The organism is Mesorhizobium sp. M0051, from assembly GCF_040323235.1.
GTDB lineage: Bacteria > Pseudomonadota > Alphaproteobacteria > Rhizobiales > Rhizobiaceae > Mesorhizobium.
In genome coordinates this window covers 72,777-93,280 of record NZ_JAMYUT010000023.1, presented here as the reverse complement: position 1 = coordinate 93,280, position 20,504 = coordinate 72,777, and the positions used below count along the sequence as shown (strand labels likewise).

Sequence of the window (20,504 nt, the reverse complement as noted above, 5' to 3'; positions counted from 1 at the left end):
CAGGCGCCAGATCGATGGGGAAGGTCAAGCCATCGCCGCGAGCGCGGCAATCCTGGCCTGATCGGCGTGGCAGACCTCGCCCGAGAGCCTGGCCACCGCGCCCGGCACGATCTCGTGCGACAGCAAGCGGTCAAGATCGACAGGGCGCGGCATCGAAATCTGGCCGCGTGGGATGCGTTTGAAGCCGAGCGGCCCATAGTAGGGCTCGTCCCCGACCAGCATGACCGCGGGCGCACCGGTCTTCGCGGCGGCCTCCAGCGCGATCGCCACCAGCCGGCGGCCGATGCCGAGATTCTTGAAGGCCGGCCGCACAGCAAGCGGCCCGAGCATCAGCGCGCGACCGGCGCCGGCGGCGATGCGGGTCATGCGCACCGAGGCGACGACAATGTCGCCGTCGACGGCGACAAAGGACAACGAGCGTTCGTGCCCTCCGGCTTCGCGGATCTTGTAGGCGGCCAGCACAAAGCGGCCGGGCCCGAAGGCTTCGTCGTTGATGGCTTCGATCTGGGGGTTGTGCGCCGGGGTTTCCAGCAGGTATTTCACGTCGGCAAGGCTCATGGTCTTTGCGATCCGGTAGAATGAGGAAAGGTTTGCTGCAAACGGCAGCATGCGCCAGTCAGCGCTTCATCAAGCGCGGGCGCCCTTTCGTCGTCGGTCAAACCGGATTAAAGCAAAGTCGAACATGCGGATTGTCCGCTAGCACCAATTTCCCGCCGCTGCAATCGGCCGCTTCTGTCCGCAGTTTCGGCCAAGTGACGGTCTGTTCAGCACCTGACGTCTTAGACGGGGCAACCCTGTGCCTACATGCAATGGCGAGAGACAAGGAGATTTGCATGGGATTGCTGGTCGAAGGCAAGTGGCAGGATCGTCGGTATACGACGGACAACGGCGGCAGGTTCGTACGGACGCAATCGCAATGGCGCGACTGGATCACCGTTGACGGGGCGCCGGCCGCAGGCCGAACGCGCGGCTTCAAGGCCGAGCCCGGCCGCTATCATCTCTATGTCTCGCTTGCCTGTCCGTGGGCGCACCGGACGTTGATTTTTCGCGCATTGAAGAAGCTGCAAGACGTAATATCGGTGTCGGTGGTGCATCATTTCATGGGCGCCAATGGATGGACGTTCCTGGCAGAGGACGGCGCCACTGGCGACACGCTTTACGGCCTCGACTTCCTGCACCAGATCTATACCAAGGCCGATCCCGTCTATTCAGGCCGGGTGACGGTGCCGGTGTTGTGGGACAAGAGGGAGCAGACCATCGTCTCCAACGAATCTTCCGAAATCATCCGGATGCTGAATTCAGCCTTCGACGAATGGGGTGATGCCGGCCTCGATTTCTATCCGCACGCGCTGCGCGGCGAAATCGACAAGGTCAATGAACTGGTCTATCCCGCGGTCAACAACGGGGTCTATCGCGCCGGCTTCGCCACGACGCAGGCCGCCTATGAGGAAGCATTTGGAGAGCTGTTCTCTGCGCTCGATGCGCTGGAAGGCCGGCTGTCGAAGCAACGCTATCTCGTCGGCGATCGCTTTACGGAAGCTGATTGGCGGCTATTCACCACGCTGGTGCGCTTCGACCCGGTCTATGTCGGCCATTTCAAATGCAATCTGCATCGCATAGCCGACTACCCAAACCTGTCGAATTATCTGCGCGATCTTTACCAGGTGCCTGGTGTCGCCGAGACCGTGAACCTGCACCACATCAAGGCGCACTATTACGGCAGCCACGAAACGATCAATCCAACGCGGATCGTGCCTGTCGGGCCGAAACTGGATTATGGCGCACGGCATGACCGGGCGCGGTTCAGCAAGGCGGCGGCCTGATCTACCAGTGAGGCGAGGGCTGCTCGCCGCCAAAAACCTCGGCGATCCGGCGCAGCGTTGCAGGTGTCGTTCCTTGCGGCAGGCGATCGAGCGGGAAGAAGCCGGCTTCGGCGATCTCGTGGTCCGGAAGTTTGGGTGCCGTCTGGCTGAAGCGTTCGATGACGTAGAAGCCGACATGGTCGCGCCGGCTGGCGTGGCGGTTGAAATGCATCGATTTGAACACCGGCGGGGCGGTCAGCGCGATGTTGCCCTCCTCGGCCAATTCACGTGCAAGCGCCTCGGCAAGCGTCTCGCCTACTTCGACACCGCCGCCGGGAAGCTGCCAGCCCGGAACATAGGTGTGGCGAATGAGGAAGACGGAATTGGACGCGGTGTCGTGGACCAGGCCGCGCACCCCAAGCGTCATAGGGCGCCGCAGCACGAAATAGAGATGGAACAGCCTGGCCCTCAGACCTGCCCAGCCAGTCTGGCGAAAGGCCTTCTCGGGATCACTCCTCATCACCAGCCAAACCGCAGGTGGAAAGCGGGGCGCGCCTCGCATATGAAGGAGAAATGTTCAGGCTCGCGCATATTTCCGATGTCCATCTGGGGCCGCTCCCCGATGTATCCTATCGCGATCTCGCGTCCAAGCGCGTGCTTGGCTATGTCAACTGGCAGCGCAACCGCCGCCGCCACATGCATGACGCCGTCATCGACACGATCGTCGCCGACATCAAGGCGAACACGCCTGACCACCTCGCCGTCACTGGCGACCTGGTCAATCTGGCGCTCGACGGCGAAATCGAGATGGCCAGGCATTGGCTGGAGACGCTGGGGCCGCCGCATGACGTTTCGGTCGTTCCGGGTAACCACGACGCCTATGTACCGGGCGCCTTCGACAAGGTCTGCCGATCCTGGGCGGCGTGGATGAGTGGCGACGGCATCAACACGCCCGTCGACCGCAACGCGTTTCCCTATCTGCGGGTGCGCGGCGACGTCGCGCTGATCGGCGTCTCGACGGCGCGCGCCACAGCACCCTTCATGGCCAACGGCTTCTTCATGGAAGGCCAGGCGGAGCGGCTCCGTAAGCTGCTTGATGCCACGGGCCGACAGGGGCTGTTTCGCGCCATCATGATCCACCATCCGCCGGTGCGTGGCGCGGTCCCGCAGCACAAGCGGCTGTTCGGCATCGCCCGCTTTCACAAGATCATTCGGCGCCATGGCGCCGAACTTGTCCTGCACGGCCATTCGCATCTGCCGTCGCTGTTCTTCATCGGCGGTCGAGGCGTCAGGATCCCGGCGGTCGGCGTTGCTGCCGCAGGCCAGGCACCGGGCGGCAAGCCCCCAGCGGCGCAGTACAATCTGTTCGACATCGACGGCGAAAAGGGCAATTGGCGGATCCGGCTGACGCGGCGCGGCCTGACCGGGCCGTCCATACCGCCATCCGATCTGCAGACGCTTGAGCTTGGCGCGGAGCCCGGAGCCGTTATGGCCGCAAGCTGACAATCATGCCGACGAGACGGTCCCACAACAAGACGACCGACACCACCAGGCCGACCAGGGCACCGGCGGCGATCAGGCCAAGCCCGGACAGAAAGGTCGCCCAGCCGTTGCCGCTCGTCGCTGCGCGCAGCGGCGGTTCGGCTTCCGCTACATCGGCCCGTTTCATGCCGGCGACAGCCGGCTCGACCCCGCCTTCCATCATCCTCTGACGCTCGACGATGCGCTCGGCGACATAGCGCGTCACGGAATCGGCAACCGCTTTCATCTCGGTCGATTCGGCAAGCACCATCCGGCCGATGCGGGTGTCCTTGAGGAAGCGATAGGTGCGGCGGTCGCGTCCCATGGCAACATGGCTGACGGCGTCGATCCACAGGCGCGGCTGCAAGCCGGACGAGACGACAAAGTCGAAATTGTCCATGTCGGCCGGAACATCGGCAAAAACCGGCGCCAGCTCGGCGGCAAGCAGATCAAGGCGCATGCGATGCGCCTCGCGCATATCGACTACGACGTCATCGCGGTCGGCGAAGGCATTTTTCACATCGCGGATGGCATCGGATAGTTTATTCGACTGATCGATGGTCTTCTCGCCTGCTTCCTTCATCGGCGTTTGCCTCGCGGGTTTGGTTAACACGGGGTTAACACAGCCGCCGGCAAAATGCACTGGCGAGATGGACGGCATTGAGGCGCGGACGAAGCCTATCGTGCGCGAAAAGGATCAGCTGGCCGCTGCGGCGAATTTCTGGCGACGCGACGCGGCGCGACGGTTGGTGTTGCGGCGAATAATCTCGGCGACGAGGTCGGGGGCTTCTTCGGCCAGCATATGGCCGGCCTCCAGCACATGGTGCACATGAAAATGCGCCGGCAGATCATCCGCCTGGGCAAAGGGCAGCACCGCGTCGTCCGTTCCCCAAGCTACCATCACCGGCATCTTCAGCCCGCCGAGGCGATCATGCGGGATAACGCCTTGGCGATCGTCCTTGGTCATGGCGGCTGCGATCTCGATGAGTTTTTCCAACTGGCCGGCTCGCCTACGCATTTCCCAGAGGGTGTCCACGATGTGATCGAGCGGCCGGGCTGATGGTCCCGACATGGCGACGAGGCAGGCCCGGATCTCGGACCGATCCGCTGCACCGGCATAGCGACGCAACAATGGTCCGTTGATCTCCGGGCCAATGCCGCCCGGCGCCAGAAGCGTCAGCGAGGCGACTTTTTCGGGCTCGGCCTGCGCCATCAGCGCTGCCACCGCACCGCCCATCGAATGGCCCACGAGATGAAAGCGCCTCAGGCGACGCTGCGAGAGATCGGCGAGCACGGCCCTTGCCGCCACCTTGGCCGGACCGGCCGACGGAAAATCGAGCGACAGCCCATGCCCCGGCAGATCATAGGCCAGCGTGCGGGTGGCAGGCATCAGGGAGGAAATCACCTCGCGCCAGACATCGTGGCAACCGCCGAAACCATGCAGCAGGACAATGGCCTTCGAGCCAGCACCCTGTTCGGCGACAAAAAGCGATGCGGTCATGAATGCTGATTTTTTTGCTGTTATCAGGATGCGGAACACCAATTGTGACTGGATTGCTCCTAGTCAACACGAAGCCAGTAAAATTTTCGCGATTTGTACGGTCGCGGACAGACTTCGGCGACCAACCGCAGCGGCGTTTGGAGACAGGAAACCCACTATTAGGACGTGGCGCGGCCGGCCTGCGGATGTCGATTGGTGTCAGCTTGGGTTGCCAAGCCCGGCAGCGCGCAGCGCCTGGACCAGCCGGTCGGTCAGGTCAGCCGGATATTTCCGCTCGACGAAGGTCGCGCGCGGATCGGCGGCAAATTTTGGGAACTCGGTGGTCAGTTGATTCAGCAAAGTGCTCACTAGATGGTCCTGTCCGGCGGCCTTGGCGCCGATCAGCCGCGCCGCCAGATAGTGCGATTTCGTTGCCGTCGTTCTCAATGCCATGCTGGCCGCGATGGCTTTGTTCATGTCGCCGAGCATGAACTCGCCAACGAACACCCCGTAGTCCCACCATGTCGAGTGCCCGCTGAAGGTCTCTGCCGCATGGTCAAGGATCGGCGTTCCCTCCGCGTATCGGCCGGCGAAGATCAGTCCGTAGCCATACGCGGCGGCCATGCCGAGATCATACGGATTGAGTTCATAGGCCTTGCGCATCCAGCGGATCGCTTCGTCCGTATTGCCGAGGCGCGAACTGACATAGCCGTAGGAGCGATGCGCATAGGGGCTGGTCGGTCCCATCTGCACGCCGCGATGGGCAAACTCCACCGCCTTCTCGATCGTCGCATTGGGCGGATAGGCATAGTGATCGGAGACCGCCTCGAGATGAAGGGAGGCCAGTTCCGAATAGACGAGCGACGATTTCGTGCCGCCATTGGCCAGCTTCTCGAGGCAGCGATAGGCAGTCTCATGCGTCCTGGCGTTCTGGTCGAGATAATATTTGTCGTTGAGCAGCAAACATTGCGTCAGGCCATTTGGCGTACTGGTCTGCTCGATATAGTTGTAGATCGTGCCCGAGGCGGGAAGCGCTGAACTGAGCATGTCTGCGATACGGTCTTCGATCGCCGCAGGAGCGCTGTCGGCAGGCGTCAGATTGCGCGAAAGAAGCACTCGTCCGGACGCCACGCTTTGCAGTTCGATTGTGATGTCACCGGTGCCGGCACCGGGCAGGATATCGAATATGAAGCTTGTGGCATCGTCGTCCGAATCGGCGACGGCATCGCGCCCGATGAAGTCGATCGTATCGAAGCCGCTCAGGCCCGCACGCAGCGATGCGGCGACACGGTTGGCGTACGCGCCTTCAGCCTTGAGGCCGATATAGACTTGCGGCAGGGCATCAGCCATTGCCGATGACGCGATGCTTCCGGTTGTGCCGGCGGTCTCGATCGTTGCCGACATGTCGCCGCCTGCCAGCAAGGCACTGCTGCCCTGACGAAGGATCAGTATGCCCAGCATGGCGATGACCAGGACCATCGCCATCCAGAAGAAGCGGAGATGGCGTACCACCAAGGGCGTGGGTGATGGCGTCTCGGTAGCCAGCAATGCCGCATCCGGCACGCTGGCGTCGTCGGGCCGATCGGCGGATGCAGCGCCGTCCTGCTTCAGATCCGGCAGCCTTATGGCGTTCAATTCATAGGCAGGAACATAGCCGCCGCGCGGAATGGCGATGCGGACAGGCTCGGCAACGCCCTCATTGGCAAAATAGTGCTGCAGAAGCTCGCGCAGTCTGCCTGCCTGCACCCGCACGACGGCATCGGTGGACGGATCGAAATCGCCATCCTTGCCGAAAACATCCATGGCGATGGAGAAGCCTTTGAGCCTGTCGGCTTCTCCGGCTTGTTCACGTTCGACAAGATAACGAAGCAGCTTGCGCGCACGTTCGGATCGTCCGAACGTTTGGCTGGCAAGCAGTCGCTCAAGTGTCTCGCGCACTGCGGGGGCGGCAGGCGTGGCATGCTGCAAGTGTCGATCCTCTCGAAGTCGGCACAGGTTGAGGCGCGATCATATAGGTCCCGCACCGCCACACAAGTATACAACCATTATGTGATCACGTACCCCACCGGATAATTGTTCGGTGGTTAATGTCCCGAAAGATCGGAACCGATCACCAGCTTGCGGCGGTCCCGATCTGCTCTGGTCGTGCGTCAGCCGGCTTTCTTGCCAATTATCCGGTTGGCGGCGGACATCACCGCTTCCAGCGAGGCGGCGACGATGTTGGTGTTGATGCCAGCGCCGAACAGCTTACCGTCAGGATATTCCATCTCGACATAGGAAATGGCCGACGCGTTCGAACCGCGCTGCAACGAGTGCTCGGAATAGTCGAGCACCGACATCTCGACGCCGAGATGGCGCGACAGCGCATCGACGAAGCCGTCGATCGGACCGGTGCCGGTGCCCGATATCGTCACTTCCTTGCCATTGTCGAGGATGACAGCCTCGACAACGCGCCGGCCCTTGATTTCGGTGCTGGGATAGGTGTGGTGATCGAGGAATTTCAACCGCGCGCCGGATTGATCGACATAGGTCTCGAGAAAGCGTTCGTAGATGCGCCTTACCGGCACTTCCTTGCCCTCGGCATCGGTGATCGCCTGGATTTCCTGGCTGAATTCGATCTGCAGATTGCGCGGCAGGTTGAGGCCGTAATCGGCCTGCAGCACATAGGCGATGCCGCCCTTGCCGGACTGCGAGTTGATGCGGATGATAGCTTCATAGCTGCGTCCGACATCGGCCGGATCGATCGGCAGATAGGGCACTTCCCACAGGCTCGTGTTGGCCTTCTTCAACGCCTTCATGCCCTTGTTGATGGCATCCTGGTGCGACCCGGAAAAGGCGGTGTAGACGAGTTCCCCGACATAGGGATGGCGCTCGGGGATCTTCAACTGGTTCGAATATTCGTAGACATCCTTCATCCGGTTGATGTCGGAACAGTCGATCCCCGGATCGACGCCTTGCGTGTACATGTTGAGCGCCAGCGTGACGATGTCGACATTGCCGGTGCGCTCGCCATTGCCGAACAGCGTCCCCTCGACGCGGTCGGCGCCGGCCATCAGGCCGAGTTCGGTGGTGGCGATGCCGGTGCCGCGGTCATTGTGCGGATGCAGCGAGACCAGCAGGTTCTCCCGGTTGTCGAGGTTGCGGCACATCCATTCGATGCGGTCGGCATAGATGTTGGGTGTCGACATCTCGACCGTCGACGGCAGGTTGACGATCAGCTTGTTATCCGGCGTCGGCCTGACGATCTCGGTGACGGCGTTGCAGATCTCCAGCGCCACTTCGAGTTCGGTGCCGGTAAAACTCTCCGGCGAATATTCGAAGCGAAACCCGCCGCCGGCCTTGGCCGCCATGTCGGTGATCATCTTGGCCGCATCGGTGGCGATGCGCTTGATGCCGCCGACGTCTTTTTCGAAGACGACGCGGCGCTGCAATTCGCTGGTCGAATTGTAGAAATGCACGATCGGGTTGGTGGCGCCCTTCAGCGCCTCGAAGGTGCGGGTGATCAGTTCGGGCCGGCACTGCACCAGCACCTGCAGCGAGACGTCGGCGGGTACGTTGCCTTGCTCGATGCACCAGCGGGCGAAGTCGAAATCGGTCTGCGAGGCCGACGGGAAACCGATCTCGATCTCCTTGAAGCCCATGTCGAGCAGCAGGCCGAACATGCGCGCCTTGCGCTCGTGGCCCATGGGGTCGATCAGCGCCTGGTTGCCGTCGCGCAGGTCGACCGAACACCAGATCGGCGCCTTGTCGATGACCTTCGAGGGCCAGGTGCGGTCGGTGAGGCCGACGGTCGGATATGGCTGGTATTTGCGGGCCGCGTCAGGCATGCCCCCGTTCTGGATGCTTCTTTCCACACCCTTGCCTGCTACCGCGGCGTCGGAGCGGACCTCTTCTCGTGCGTTCATTGTCGTTTCTCCCGGCGGCTCATGGATCCACCCTCAGGTGGATTGATGGCGAGCGGCGCCTTTACCAGAATTTCGTTCGCTTGATGTGACTGCCAAGGAGCATGCGCTTGCGCGGCGGTTCGACCGCCGGGCGCTCCTTCAGCGAACCCGGCGATCGCCGATAAGGCCGAGAAGAAGCAGGGTCGACGCCAGCGCGCGCACGGCCTCGCCGGAAAAACCGGTCGGACGGGAAGCGTTGATGGCGCGCGTGTTCATGGCTGATCTCATATAGGAGCAGCTTGTGGGAGGCAAGTGGGACTCAAGTTGACAAAAGACCTGACGACAGCCAGTTCGGCGGTGTCGGCAGCTTTTGTGCCGGTAGCAGGATAGGAATTTTTTCTTGATTTCGTGACCTCAGCTATGGTACATATTCGCCCATGGTGCTGATTTGCGCCAGTGACCCGCCGCGCAGGCGGGTTTTTCGTTTCCGTCAGCCTACGCGCCGGCGAAGGCGCCGAAGGAACCCGTTAACCCGAGTTCGTTGCCCTGGCATGGCGGGGGGAATCTCTAACGCACGTGCTCTTCCCCAGGCGCGGCAAATGCGCCAGACTTGGGCGTCGACGGGGTTGCGATGTCCTGTCGCTGGGAGGGGTCATCCATGAATTTCGTGTTCTTCTCGCCGCATTTTCCCGCCAATGGCGCGGATTTCTGCGACCGTTTGAAGAAGGCTGGAGCAAGGGTGCTGGGCATCGGCGACGCACCCTATGAGGCACTCGACGCCAAGCTGAAGGCGGCGCTTTCGGAATATTACCGTGTCGCCGACATGGAAGACTACGATCCGGTGTTCCGGGCGATGGGCCATTTCATCCACAAATGGGGCCGCATCGACCGTTTCGAATCGCTCAACGAGCACTGGCTGGAGCTGGAAGCCAACATCCGCACCGACTTCAACATCTATGGCACCAAGCTCGATTTCGTGAAGAATCTGAAGCGCAAGAGCCGCATGCGTGCCTTCTTCCGCAAGAGCGGTGTCGACACGATAGCGCAGCGCAAATGCTCCGACCGCGCTGGGGCCATGACCTTCATCCGCCGCGTCGGCTATCCGGTGGTGGTCAAGCCGGACAGCGGCTCGGGCGCCTCGAACACCTTCAAGATCTCCAACGCCAGGGAGCTCGACCAGTTCTTCAGGGTCAAGCCCGAGGACGTGACGTTCGTCATGGAGCAGTTCATCGAGGGGCTGGTGGTGACCTTCGACGGGCTGGTCAATCGCGACGGCGAGGTGGTGCTGGCGGCGAGCCATCGTTACGACCAGAGCGTCATGGAGGTGGTCAACAAGGATCGCCACATGAGCTACGTTTGCTTTCCCAGGATCAGCCCGGCAGTCGAGGAGGCCGGCCGCAAGATCCTGAAAGCGTTCGACGTGCGCGAGCGCTTCTTTCACATCGAGTTGTTCGAGACCAAGGACGACCGGGTCATCGCGCTGGAGGTCAACATGCGCCCGCCCGGCGCCTGGATGACCGATGCCATCAACTACACCTTCGACATCGACGTCTATGCGGCATGGGCCGAGATGGTGGTCAGGGATGCCGCCGGCGGGCCCTATGAGGGCAAGTATTTCACCGCCTACGCCAGCCGCAAGCGACGCCTCAGCTATTTGCACAGCCATGAGGACGTGTTAGCCGCCCATGGCGACAAGATCGTCCACCATCAGGCCATCGAAGAGGTTTTCAGCCGCGCCATGGGAAATTACGCCTACCAGATGCGCTCGAAGGACGAAGCGGCGCTGCGCAAGGCGGTCGCCTACATCCACGCGGAAAAGGTGTGAGGCGATGGACATCTCCTATCACAAGAGTTTCTCGGACAAGCTCGGCCGCGACATGGAATACAAGCGCTACGGCCACGCCGGCCGGCCGGTGGTGGTGTTTCCGACCTCGCAGGGGCGCTTCTACCAGTTCGAGGATTCCGGCGGCGTAGGCGCACTGGCCGAATTCATCGACACCGGCCGCATCCAGCTGTTCACCGTCGACGGCGTCGATTCGGAATCCTTCTTCGACAATCATGCGGACGCCGCGCATCGTATCGCTCGCCACGAGGCCTATTTCCGCTATGTGCGCGAGGAGGCGCTGCCGGAATTCCTGTCGACAGCCGAGCAAGCCAATGGCGGGCGCAAGCTGAAGCCGCTGTTCTCGGGCTGCTCGATGGGCGGCTACCACTCGTCGAACTTCGTCTTCCGCTTTCCCGAGCTTGCCAGTGGCGTCATCGCGCTGTCGGGCGTCTATTCGGCCGGCGACTTTTTCGGCAAGGCGCTTGAAGGCGACATCTTCTACAATTCGCCGCTCGACTATCTGCCCGGCATCGTCGATCCCAAGCTGCTTGCTCGCCTGAAGGCGCTGCGGCTGATCTTCTGCTGCGGGCAGGGCGCGTGGGAGGAGCGGATGCTGGTCGAGACGCGCCGGCTGGAACAGATCCTGCGTGACAAGTCCATTCCCGCCTGGGTCGACTATTGGGGTGGCGATGTCAGCCACGACTGGCCGTGGTGGCACAAGCAACTGGTCTATTTCTTCGGTCGCTGGCTGGATGAAGACCTGATGCACAGGCTGGATTGAGGTGCGTTGCTCGGCCTGACTCTGGACCCACCTCGCTGCGCAGTCGGATGAGCACATCCGACCTGGCCGTGGCCGGTTCCGGATGCTTTGGCCAGGTTGCAGCGGCGGCAAGCGGCTCCTAGACGTTCCAGAAAAATATGACTCCTATAATCATGTTTTGGTGGAAATACCGGAGCGGCTGTGGCATGGCGGTTGCGGCGAGGCGCCGCGGTGTCTTGTCCCTATCGTTTCGAAGGACTTGGGTGATGGACCAACTGAGCGCGCAGACCCGTATCAGCGATGAGGCAACCAGGTCGGCGATAGAGCGGCTGCGTGCCGAGCACGGCGAATTCGAGATCGAAACCGGCGTTGCCCATCGGTGGGAGCTTCGCCTGCATTACGGCTCGTTGAGCGCCACGCTCGAGGATGACGGCATGCTGATCCGTGTCGCGGCGATGGACGAAACCTGCCTGTCCTACATGAAGATGACGGTTGCCGGCCATGTCGCCGAACATCTTGGCACGGCCAGCGGAGTGCGCTGGCAAGGCGACGGCGTAGACGCCGGCACGCCGGTCTTCTTCCGTGAGATCACAGTGTTGGCGTCGACGCGGATCTCGGCGCATATGCAGCGCCTGCGCTTCGCCGGCAAGGATCTCGTCCGGTTTACCCATGGCGGCCTGCACATGCGGCTGCTGCTGCCGCCGCATGGGCGGCGGCCGGTCTGGCCCACGATAGGTGCCGACGGGCTGCTTGTCTGGCCCGCGGGCGACGATGCCCTGACCATACGGGTCTACACGATCCGGGCGGTGGATGCCGCAAGCGGCTGGCTCGATGTCGATTTCGTGCTGCACCCTGGCCAGGACACGCCCGCCGCCACTTTTGCGCAAAACGCACAGGCGGGGGACGTCATCGGCATGATCGGACCCGGCGGCGGCGATGCCCCGGTAGCTCAGACCCTGCTTCTGCTCGGCGATGACACCGCGCTGCCCGCCATCGGCAGGATCCTCGAGCATCTGCCGCCGTCAACCCGCGCCGAAGCACTGGTCGAAGTCGATGGCCCGGATGACCGGATCGCGCTGGCGCAAGGCGACAATATCGACATCACCTGGCTTTACCGGCTCGGCCGTGAAGCCGGCACCGCCGGCCTGCTGCCGGCCGCCTTGCGGGAGCGCAGCCACATGGCGCTTGCCGACGGCCTTTATGTCTGGGCCGGATGCGAATTCGGCGATTTCCGGGAGATCCGCAAGATCGTGCGCAAGCAATGGAGCCTGTCGCGCGACCAGCACCTGGTCACGGCCTACTGGCGCCGGGACGCTCGCAGCGTGGGCGACGACGAGTAACTGTCGATCTCCTATCGACGTTCGCTACCGCGCGAAGCGACGGTTAGTCGTGGCGGGCCAGAAACGCTTCGGTGACAGCCATGCAATCCTGCCTTTCCTCGACATGCGGCATGTGGCTCGAGAGTGGGAAGACATGGCCTTCGACCGTGGGAATATGGTCGAGGAAGGGCTGGACACAGGCTGGCGTGGCTTCATCGAAAAGGCCGCGAAAGGCCAGTGTCGGCGCTTCGATCAGCGGCAGGCGATCGATAACAGTCCAGTCGCGCATGGTGCCGACAACGTGGAATTCATTGGGGCCGTTCATCGTGTGGTAGACGGTGGGATCGGCATCGATGGCGGCAAAGGTGCGCGCCACCTCCGCCGGCCAGGGCACGACGCGGCAGACGTGCCGGTCGTAGAATGCGCGGGTCGCCGCGAGGTAGTCGGGATGGTCCGTCGTCCCGTCCGCTTCGTGGCGATCGAGCGCCTGTCGCACCGTTGCCGGCAGCTCCGCACGCAGTTGCCTCGCGCCTTCGACCCACAGTTTCATCGAGGCGAGCGAGTTGGCGAGCACCAGTGCCTTGAGGCCCGCAGGCCGGCGCACCGCATGCTCGGCACCGAGCATGCCGCCCCAGGATTGCCCGAGCAGGGCGTAACGCTGCTGGATGCCGAGATGGGCAAGCAGCGCATCCAGTTCGCCAAGGAAGAATTCGACCGTCCAGAAGTCGCCGCCCTTGTGCGGCAGATGGGTGGATCGTCCGTTGCCGATCTGGTCGTAGTGGACCACCGCGCGGCCGAAGCCGGCAATGTCCTTGAAGCTGTCGACATAGTCGTGGGTGCAACCGGGACCACCATGAGCAACGACCAGCGGCAGCCTGCCCGACGCCAGGTCTCCCGTCACGCGGTACCAGGTCCTGTATGGCCCGTAGGCGCTGAACCCTTCCGATATTGCAAGCTCGTCCATCGTGTCCTCTGCCTGGCTGGCTCGGCGGCGGCCGCTCATCAGCGGTCTCCGACGGTGTTCGTGGCAAAGGGTATAGAGGCGGACCGGCAAGCGACCAGCTAGCAATAACGTTAGTTTTGATGCTGCCGGCGGGACAGGTCCTGGCCCTGGCTGATCGGCCCGAGCAACCGGTAGTGTGCCGCCAGGGCGATGGCGTGGAAGCGGTTGCGGGCGCCGAGTTTGCGGCTGGCGGCGTTGAGATGCAGCGTCGCGGTCGGCACGCTGCGGCAGATTTCATTGGCGATCTGCTTGGCCGTCAATCCGCAAGCCGCGAGGCTCAGACACTGGCGTTCCCGTGATGTCAGGTGGAAATACTGGCTTGTCCTGGTGCGCTGATCGAACCCGGCATAGACGCAATCGTGGAACAGGTGACCGAGGTCGCCTATGCCGGGCAGCATCCCTTGTGCCTCGGCTTCGAAATTCGGCTCCGGATCAAGGCGGATGGCGGTGAAGGTGGCGAGATCGCCGCCGTCGAAGCGGATCGGTACCGTCACGCCGCATGTCATCTTGGTGTCCAAGAGATAGCCTATCACCGGGTCATGCTTGCGCTGCAGGATGCGTCGCATGACCGGGCTCTGCGACCCTTTGTGCGACCACAGAAATGGTCGCGACACCGCGAGTGCAGCCTCCTGCACCGGATCGAGTTGATAGTAGCCACCCTTGCACCACAGGTCCTGCATGTCGGGCGGCACGTTGGCGAGGGCCATGAGCGAAGGCGTGATCAACTCGCCGTCATGGCTGACCGGGACCGGCGTGTAGTCGTAGATCAGCGAGGTGAAACCGGCGGGCGCAAGCACGCGCATCGCCGCCGCCATGGCGGCGTCGATTCCCATGCCTGTGTGAAATTCGCTCTCGAAATCGCCGGATACGCCTTGCATGAGCAAAAGCTTACCCGCTAGCCAATGTTTGTCAAACGGGCATGTTCGAAAAATGCTCAACAAATGAGCACAGCACGATCACGGCTTGTTGCTCGCGACGCATCTGGACGGCCAAAACTATCTTAATTCACAGCTATCCCGGCGGGTTTCGTGCGCCATACGCTGTGTACAATGGATCGCGGTCCGGCGTGTGCCACCTGGCGCACATCGTGGTTTGCAATCACCCACTTCCCCAGAGGAGCAAGACGATGCGGTCCCGGAATGTTTTTAGCGCAATGATGGCCGGTGTCGGCCTGGCTGGCCTGATGCTGATGGCACCCGTGACAGGCGCGGCCGCGCAAGAAGGCAAGGCTGGCGGGACGCTGAAGCTTCTCGCCAACGCCGCTGCCGGCACGATCGATCCGCACATCAACTACACGCTGCAATATTTCCAGATCAACTATGTCCTCTATGATGGGCTGGTGACCTTCCGCAAGACCGGCGACAAGACCGGTTTCGAGGTGGTGGCGGACCTGGCCGAGAGCTTGCCCAAGCCGGAAGACGGCGGCAAGAAATATGTCTTCAAGCTGCGCAAGGGCATCAAGTTCGCCGACGGATCGGACCTGACGACGGCCGATGTCGTGGCGTCGTTCCAGCGCATGTTCAAGATCAGCGGCCCGACGACGGGCACGCTCTACAATGGCATTGTCGGCGCCGACACATGCCTCAAGACGCCGGCGACCTGCACGCTCGAGGGCGGGGTCGTCGCCGATGAGGCGGCGAGCACCGTCACCTTCAATCTGGTGGCGCCCGATCCGGACTTCCTGCAGAAGATCTCGATCCCGCACGCCGCGATCCTGCCCGCCGAGGCGCCCCTCAAGGATTCGGGGACCGCGCCCATTCCGGGCACCGGGCCCTACATGATCGCCAGCTACGATCCCAACAGCCTGCTCAAGATGGTGCGCAATCCGCATTTCAAGGAATGGAGCAAGGAGGCGCAGCCGGCCGGCTATCCCGACGAGATAGACTATAGCTTCGGTCTCACCGACGAGGCGGCGGTCACCGCCGTGGAAAACGGCCAGGCTGATTGGATGTTCGATCCACCGCCGGCGGACCGGTTGGCGGAACTGGGCACGAAATATGCCAAGCAGGTGTCCGTCCATCCTCTGACGGCGATGTGGTATGTGCCGATGAACACCAATCTCGCGCCGTTCAACGACATCCGGGTGCGGCAGGCGGTCAACTACGCCATCGACCGGGCGGCCATCGTCAAGCTGTTCGGCGGCAGCAATCTGGCGCAGCCTTCCTGCCAGATCCTGCCGCCGGATTTCCCGTCCTACGCGCCTTATTGCCCGTTCACGGCCAATCCCGGCGAAAAGTGGTCGGCGCCTGACCTGGAGAAAGCCAAAGCGTTGGTCGCCGCCTCGGGAACAGCCGGACAGGAGGTGACGATCATCACCGAGGACACCGAAGTGTCGAAGTCGATCGGCGTGTACCTGCAGGATGTGCTGAACGGGCTGGGCTACAAGACCTCGATCAAGCCGATCTCGCAGAACATCCAGTTCACCTACATCCAGAACACCAACAATAAGGTGCAGATTTCCATCTCGCAGTGGTTCCAGGACTATCCCGCGCCTTCGGACTTCCTGCAGGTGCTGTTCAGCTGCGCCTCGTTCACACCCGGCTCGGACGCCTCGATCAACATTTCCGGCTTCTGCGACAAGTCGATCGACAAGAAGATGGGCGAGGCTCAGGCCGCCACGATCGCCGATCCTGCCAAGGGCGCGCAACTGTGGACCGCCGTCGACAAGGCAGTCACCGACGCCGCGCCCGTGGCCGTGCTGTTCACGCCGAAGCGCGTCGACCTGATCTCACCGCGGCTGAAGAATTTCGTCTTCAGCCCGCAATTCTACTGGATCATGAGTCAGTCGTGGGTCGAGTGATCAGTGGTTGAGTGATCAGGCCCTGTCCGATCCGCGGCGGAACGATGCGCAATCCTCCGCCGCGGTTGCTTTTCCCGCCGATCTGAAATTCATACTCATCATGGACAATTCCATTGGCGGGCAAGTGCTGGTTCGGACCCGCCGGGGCGCCGAGGGGCCATGGCGGACGGCATGGCGCAAGCTCAGGGCCGACCGGGCTGCCATCATGGCGTTCGGCGTTCTGGTGCTGATCACCGCCGCTTCGCTGGCAGCCCCTCTCTACGCCCGCCATGTGGCGCAGACCGATCCTTTCGCTACCAACCTCAATGGCGAGATCGTCATAGACGGTCAGACCAGGCAGGTGCTGGAGCCTTCGACCGAAGGCCTTGGCCTAGGGTTCACGCCGCTTGGCCCGACCTGGGATTTCGGACCCTATATGCTGGGTGCTGACAATCAGGGCCGCGACGTTGCCGCTCGCCTGCTTTACGGCGGTCGTAATTCGTTGCTGATCGCCGGCGCCGCGGCGTTGATATGCCTTGGCCTGGCGACATTGCTCGGCGTCGTCTCCGGCTTTTTCGGCGGTCTGGTCGACATCTTGCTGTCGCGCATTCTCGATGTGCTGTGGGCGTTTCCCGTCTTCCTGCTGGCGATTTCGCTGTCGATCGTCCTGATCACCCAAAGCATCATCATCGGCCCGATCGAAATCCGCTCCGGCAGTCTCTGGCTGCCGATCTTCATCATCGGCATCGTCTACGTGCCTTACGTCGCCAGGCCCATTCGCGGTCATGTCCTGTCGTTGATGCAGGCCGAGTTCGTCACGGCCGCGATCGGCATTGGCGCATCGCCCTGGCGTATCCTGCTCTACGATATCCTCCCCAATGTGATCACCCGGGTCATCGTCTTCGTGCCGCTCATCCTGGCGCTGAACATGATGACCGAATCCTCGCTGTCATTCCTGTCCATCGGCGTGCAGCCGCCCGATGCGAGCTGGGGTACCATCATCCAGGACGGGCAGGGGCTTCTCTATTCACGTCCAATCGTCGCCCTGGCGCCGGGGTTGGCGATCGTCATCACGGTGCTGGCACTGAACATATTGGGCGACGGCGTGCGCGACGCGCTCGACCCGAAGTCGTCGATCAGGGTCGTCTGATGCTGACGGCGCTCATTTCCAGGCTCGGCCAGATGGTGCTGGTGATGTTCGGCATCAGCGTCGTCGCCTTCTTGATCTTTTTCGCCACCCCGGGCGCCGACCCGTCGGCGCGCATCGCCGGGCGCAACGCATCACAGGAAACGCTGGCCCAGGTGCGGCACGATTTCGGCCTCGACCGGCCGCTGCCTGTGCAATACGCGCTGATGATGAAGCGGCTCTTCATCAGCCGCGACCTCACCTCCTTCGTCAATCGCGGCCAGAAGGTCGTTCCAACGGTGCTCGAGGCGATCCCGATCACTCTGTCGCTGGTGCTTGGCGCTGCCGTCTTCTGGGTTCTCGGCGGGTTGATCGTCGGTGTTGTCGCCGGCGCGACGCGCGGTACGTGGCTCGACCGGACGCTGATGATCCTCAGCCTGATCGGCGTGTCGATACCGGTCTTCTGGCTGGGCGAGGTCGCCAATCTGGTCACGCAAAGCCGCTGGCATGACAGCTGGCTGTTCTCATGGGTGCCGCCGCTCGGCTATATCCCTTTCACCGAGGATCCCTGGGGCTGGTTCAAGGCACTTGTCATTCCCTGGTTCACGCTCGCCACGCTCTATATCGGACTTTACGGCCGCGTGCTTCGGGCCTCGATCATCGAGACCATGCAGGAGGATTTCATCCGCACCGCGCGCGCCAAGGGCATCGGCGAGCGGCGGGTGCTGCTGCATCACGGCCTAAGAACCTCGCTCGTCGCCTTCGTCACCATGTTCGGGCTGGATTTTGGAGCCTTGGTCGGCGGCGGCGCCTTGCTGACGGAGGTGGTGTTCGGCCTGCAAGGGGTCGGCAAGCTCACCTACGGCGCCTTGCAGACGCTCGATCTGCCGATGATCCTGGCGACGGTCATCTACGCCTCGTTCTTCGTGGTGATGGCGAATTTCATCGTCGACGTTGTCTTTGTCTTCATCGATCCGAGGGTTAGAGATGCCCATTGACAAGATGCCCCCCGACAGGCCGCTGCTGGTCGTTGAGAATCTGTGCGTCTCGTTCCGCACCGAGGGCGGTGTGGTGCCTGCCGTCAGCGGCGTCTCGTTCTCGCTCGCGCAGCGCGAGATCCTCGGCGTCGTGGGTGAAAGCGGTTCGGGCAAGAGCCAGACCTTGCTCGCCATTCTGGGCTTGATCAGCAGTCCCAATGTCGTCGTCACCGGGTCGGTGCGTTTTCTCGGCCAGGAGTTGCTGGGTCTCAAGCGCCGAGCCCTCGATGCCATTCGCGGCCGGCAGATCGGGATGATCTTCCAGGATCCGATGACGGCGCTGACGCCCGTACATACGATCGGCGACCAGATCATCGAGCAGATCCGCGCGCATGAGCGGGTGTCGCGCGCTGCTGCGCGCAAGCGGGCGGTGGACTTGCTCGACGCGGTTGGATTGCCGAGCCCCGACAACGCGGTCGACCGCTATCCCCACCAGCTGTCCGGCGGCATGCGCCAGCGCGCCGTTATCGCCATGGCGCTGTCGTGCAATCCGGCACTGCTGATCGCCGATGAGCCGACGACGGCGCTCGACGTGACGGTGCAGGCGCAAATCCTGGAGCTGATCGGCCGATTGCGCAACGAGTTCGGATCCGCCGTCATCCTGGTCACCCATGATCTCGGCGTGGTCGCCGAAGTCGCCGACCGCGTGCTGGTGATGTATGCCGGGCGGGTTGTCGAGGAGGGCAGCAAGGGGCAGCTCTTCCGCGAGCCGCTTCACCCTTACGCGTGGGGGCTTTTCGGCTCGATCCCGCCGATGCAAGGTCCGCGTCCCGCGCGACTGACGGCCATTCCCGGCAGCCCGCCGAAACTGAGCCAGATGCCGCAGGGCTGCGCGTTCGGGCCGCGGTGCACATTCCGCCACGAAGCCTGTGCCGCCCAGCCTGCGCTTGGTGGGGCGGGCGGGCACCGGTCGGCATGCTTTCTTCCGCGGGACGGCCGACAGGATCTGCGGCCGACGCTGGCTGGCAGAGCCGTGCCGGCATGAGCGAAACCAGGCCGAAACCGCTGGTGCGGACCAGCGATCTGTCGAAACACTATCCGGTCGGGCGCTCGCCCTTTCAGCGGCGGATCGTCCACGCGGTGGAGCAGATCTCGCTCGACATCTTCGCGGGCGAGACGCTTGGCATCGTCGGCGAGTCCGGCTGCGGAAAATCGACGCTGGGGCGCTGCCTCGTCCGGCTCACGGAAATCAGTTCCGGATCACTGGAATTCGAAGGCCGCGATATCACCAAAGCCTCGCAACGGCAGCTTCGGCCGATACGGCGCCAGATGCAGATGGTGTTTCAGGATCCCGCCGCTTCGCTCAATCCGCGCCGCCGCGTCGGCGATCTGCTGGCGGACCCGTTCCGCGTGCATGAAAGACTGGCGCGATCGGAAATGGCGGATCGCGTCGAGGAATTGCTGGTCCGCGTCGAACTGCTTCCCGAGCATGCCCAGCGCTTCCCGCATGAATTCTCCGGCGGACAGCGCCAGCGGATCGGCATCGCCCGCGCGCTGGCGCTGCGGCCGCGGCTGATCGTTGCCGACGAACCGGTGTCGGCTCTGGACGTGTCGATCCAGGCGCAGATCATCAACCTGCTCTGCGACCTGCGTGACGAATTCAACCTGACCTATGTGTTCATCGCCCACGATCTCTCGGTGGTCAGGCAGTTCTCGTCGCGGGTGGCGGTGATGTATATGGGTTCGATCGTCGAAACGGGGCCTGTCGACGCTGTCTTTTCTGCGCCACGGCATCACTACACCATAGCGCTTCGCTCGGCAGTGCCGGTACCCGACGTCGACAACCGGCCAGGCCAGCGGATCATGCTCAAGGGCGATCTGCCGAGCCCGCTCGACCCGCCGTCGGGCTGCCGTTTCCATACGCGTTGCGTGGCGGCGACTTCGGTCTGCCGCCACGAGCGTCCGGTACTTTCGCTCGTCGACAAGAACCACTTCGTCGCCTGCCACCATCCGAGGGCGGGCTAGGCT

Annotated in this window: 18 protein-coding genes; 10 read left to right on the top strand and 8 right to left on the bottom strand. The window is 62.8% G+C overall.

Annotation, left to right across the window (positions count from 1 at the left end; all coding sequences use genetic code 11):
- Positions 1–24: 24 nt before the first annotated feature.
- A complete protein-coding gene (locus tag NKJ90_RS22625) occupies positions 25–558 on the bottom strand; it encodes a GNAT family N-acetyltransferase (protein ID WP_023760643.1) in 534 nt (177 codons plus the stop codon).
- Positions 559–833: 275 nt separating this feature from the next.
- On the opposite strand from NKJ90_RS22625, the gene NKJ90_RS22620 reads away from it, so the two are divergent.
- A complete protein-coding gene (locus tag NKJ90_RS22620) occupies positions 834–1,823 on the top strand; it encodes a glutathione S-transferase family protein (protein ID WP_023760644.1) in 990 nt (329 codons plus the stop codon).
- A gap of 1 nt (position 1,824) precedes the next feature.
- Here NKJ90_RS22620 and NKJ90_RS22615 read toward each other — a convergent pair whose 3' ends face one another.
- On the bottom strand, positions 1,825–2,322 hold the full coding sequence (locus tag NKJ90_RS22615) for an NUDIX domain-containing protein (protein WP_031260660.1): 498 nt from the start codon (positions 2,320–2,322) through the stop codon (positions 1,825–1,827).
- 53 nt (positions 2,323–2,375) lie between these two features.
- Here NKJ90_RS22615 and NKJ90_RS22610 point away from each other — a divergent pair, with 53 nt between their 5' ends.
- A complete protein-coding gene (locus NKJ90_RS22610; RefSeq protein ID WP_023760646.1) occupies positions 2,376–3,305 on the top strand; it encodes a metallophosphoesterase family protein in 930 nt (309 codons plus the stop codon).
- On the opposite strand, the gene NKJ90_RS22605 is transcribed toward NKJ90_RS22610, so the two are convergent.
- From NKJ90_RS22605 to leuA, 4 genes are all read right to left on the bottom strand, one after another.
- A complete protein-coding gene (locus tag NKJ90_RS22605) occupies positions 3,289–3,906 on the bottom strand; it encodes a hypothetical protein (RefSeq protein WP_023760647.1) in 618 nt (205 codons plus the stop codon). The genes NKJ90_RS22610 and NKJ90_RS22605 overlap by 17 nt on opposite strands.
- A 114-nt stretch (positions 3,907–4,020) precedes the next feature.
- A complete protein-coding gene (locus NKJ90_RS22600) occupies positions 4,021–4,824 on the bottom strand; it encodes an alpha/beta fold hydrolase (RefSeq protein WP_023760648.1) in 804 nt (267 codons plus the stop codon).
- Between the two features lie 198 nt (positions 4,825–5,022).
- On the bottom strand, positions 5,023–6,771 hold the full coding sequence (locus tag NKJ90_RS22595; RefSeq protein ID WP_023760649.1) for a tetratricopeptide repeat protein: 1,749 nt from the start codon (positions 6,769–6,771) through the stop codon (positions 5,023–5,025).
- A gap of 182 nt (positions 6,772–6,953) precedes the next feature.
- Positions 6,954–8,708 (bottom strand): 2-isopropylmalate synthase, encoded by a 1,755-nt coding sequence (gene leuA / locus NKJ90_RS22590; protein WP_084025521.1) that lies wholly within the window; start codon positions 8,706–8,708, stop codon positions 6,954–6,956.
- A 637-nt stretch (positions 8,709–9,345) separates the two neighbouring features.
- Here leuA and NKJ90_RS22585 point away from each other — a divergent pair.
- The 3 genes from NKJ90_RS22585 to NKJ90_RS22575 all read left to right on the top strand — a co-directional run bounded on the left by NKJ90_RS22585 (position 9,346) and on the right by NKJ90_RS22575 (position 12,612).
- Positions 9,346–10,512 carry an ATP-grasp domain-containing protein gene (locus tag NKJ90_RS22585; protein WP_023760652.1) on the top strand — a complete coding sequence of 389 codons (1,167 nt, stop codon included), beginning with the start codon at positions 9,346–9,348 and terminating at the stop codon, positions 10,510–10,512.
- A gap of 4 nt (positions 10,513–10,516) precedes the next feature.
- Entirely contained in the window at positions 10,517–11,293 is a 777-nt protein-coding gene (locus tag NKJ90_RS22580; RefSeq protein ID WP_023760653.1) for an esterase family protein, read from the top strand.
- 245 nt (positions 11,294–11,538) lie between these two features.
- Positions 11,539–12,612 (top strand): siderophore-interacting protein, encoded by a 1,074-nt coding sequence (locus tag NKJ90_RS22575; protein WP_023760654.1) that lies wholly within the window; start codon positions 11,539–11,541, stop codon positions 12,610–12,612.
- Between the two features lie 43 nt (positions 12,613–12,655).
- Here the strand turns inward: NKJ90_RS22575 and NKJ90_RS22570 are convergent, their stop codons facing one another.
- Together NKJ90_RS22570 and NKJ90_RS22565 are read right to left on the bottom strand one after the other, a co-directional pair.
- Entirely contained in the window at positions 12,656–13,555 is a 900-nt protein-coding gene (locus tag NKJ90_RS22570; RefSeq protein ID WP_023760655.1) for a proline iminopeptidase-family hydrolase, read from the bottom strand.
- Between the two features lie 110 nt (positions 13,556–13,665).
- Positions 13,666–14,472 (bottom strand): helix-turn-helix transcriptional regulator, encoded by an 807-nt coding sequence (locus NKJ90_RS22565; RefSeq protein ID WP_023760656.1) that lies wholly within the window; start codon positions 14,470–14,472, stop codon positions 13,666–13,668.
- A gap of 248 nt (positions 14,473–14,720) precedes the next feature.
- On the opposite strand from NKJ90_RS22565, the gene NKJ90_RS22560 reads away from it, so the two are divergent.
- The 5 genes from NKJ90_RS22560 (at position 14,721) to NKJ90_RS22540 (ending at position 20,501) form a co-directional block, all read left to right on the top strand.
- A complete protein-coding gene (locus tag NKJ90_RS22560) occupies positions 14,721–16,394 on the top strand; it encodes an ABC transporter substrate-binding protein (protein WP_023760657.1) in 1,674 nt (557 codons plus the stop codon).
- A 100-nt stretch (positions 16,395–16,494) separates the two neighbouring features.
- On the top strand, positions 16,495–17,523 hold the full coding sequence (locus NKJ90_RS22555; protein WP_032907773.1) for an ABC transporter permease subunit: 1,029 nt from the start codon (positions 16,495–16,497) through the stop codon (positions 17,521–17,523).
- Positions 17,523–18,497 (top strand): ABC transporter permease, encoded by a 975-nt coding sequence (locus NKJ90_RS22550; protein WP_352486796.1) that lies wholly within the window; start codon positions 17,523–17,525, stop codon positions 18,495–18,497. Before NKJ90_RS22555 ends, NKJ90_RS22550 begins: the two co-directional genes overlap by 1 nt.
- Before the next feature lie 4 nt (positions 18,498–18,501).
- Positions 18,502–19,521: an ABC transporter ATP-binding protein gene (locus NKJ90_RS22545; protein ID WP_023760660.1), complete on the top strand. Its 1,020-nt coding sequence runs from the start codon at positions 18,502–18,504 to the stop codon at positions 19,519–19,521.
- A complete protein-coding gene (locus NKJ90_RS22540) occupies positions 19,518–20,501 on the top strand; it encodes an ABC transporter ATP-binding protein (RefSeq protein ID WP_023760661.1) in 984 nt (327 codons plus the stop codon). Before NKJ90_RS22545 ends, NKJ90_RS22540 begins: the two co-directional genes overlap by 4 nt.
- The last annotated feature ends 3 nt before the right edge of the window (positions 20,502–20,504 follow it).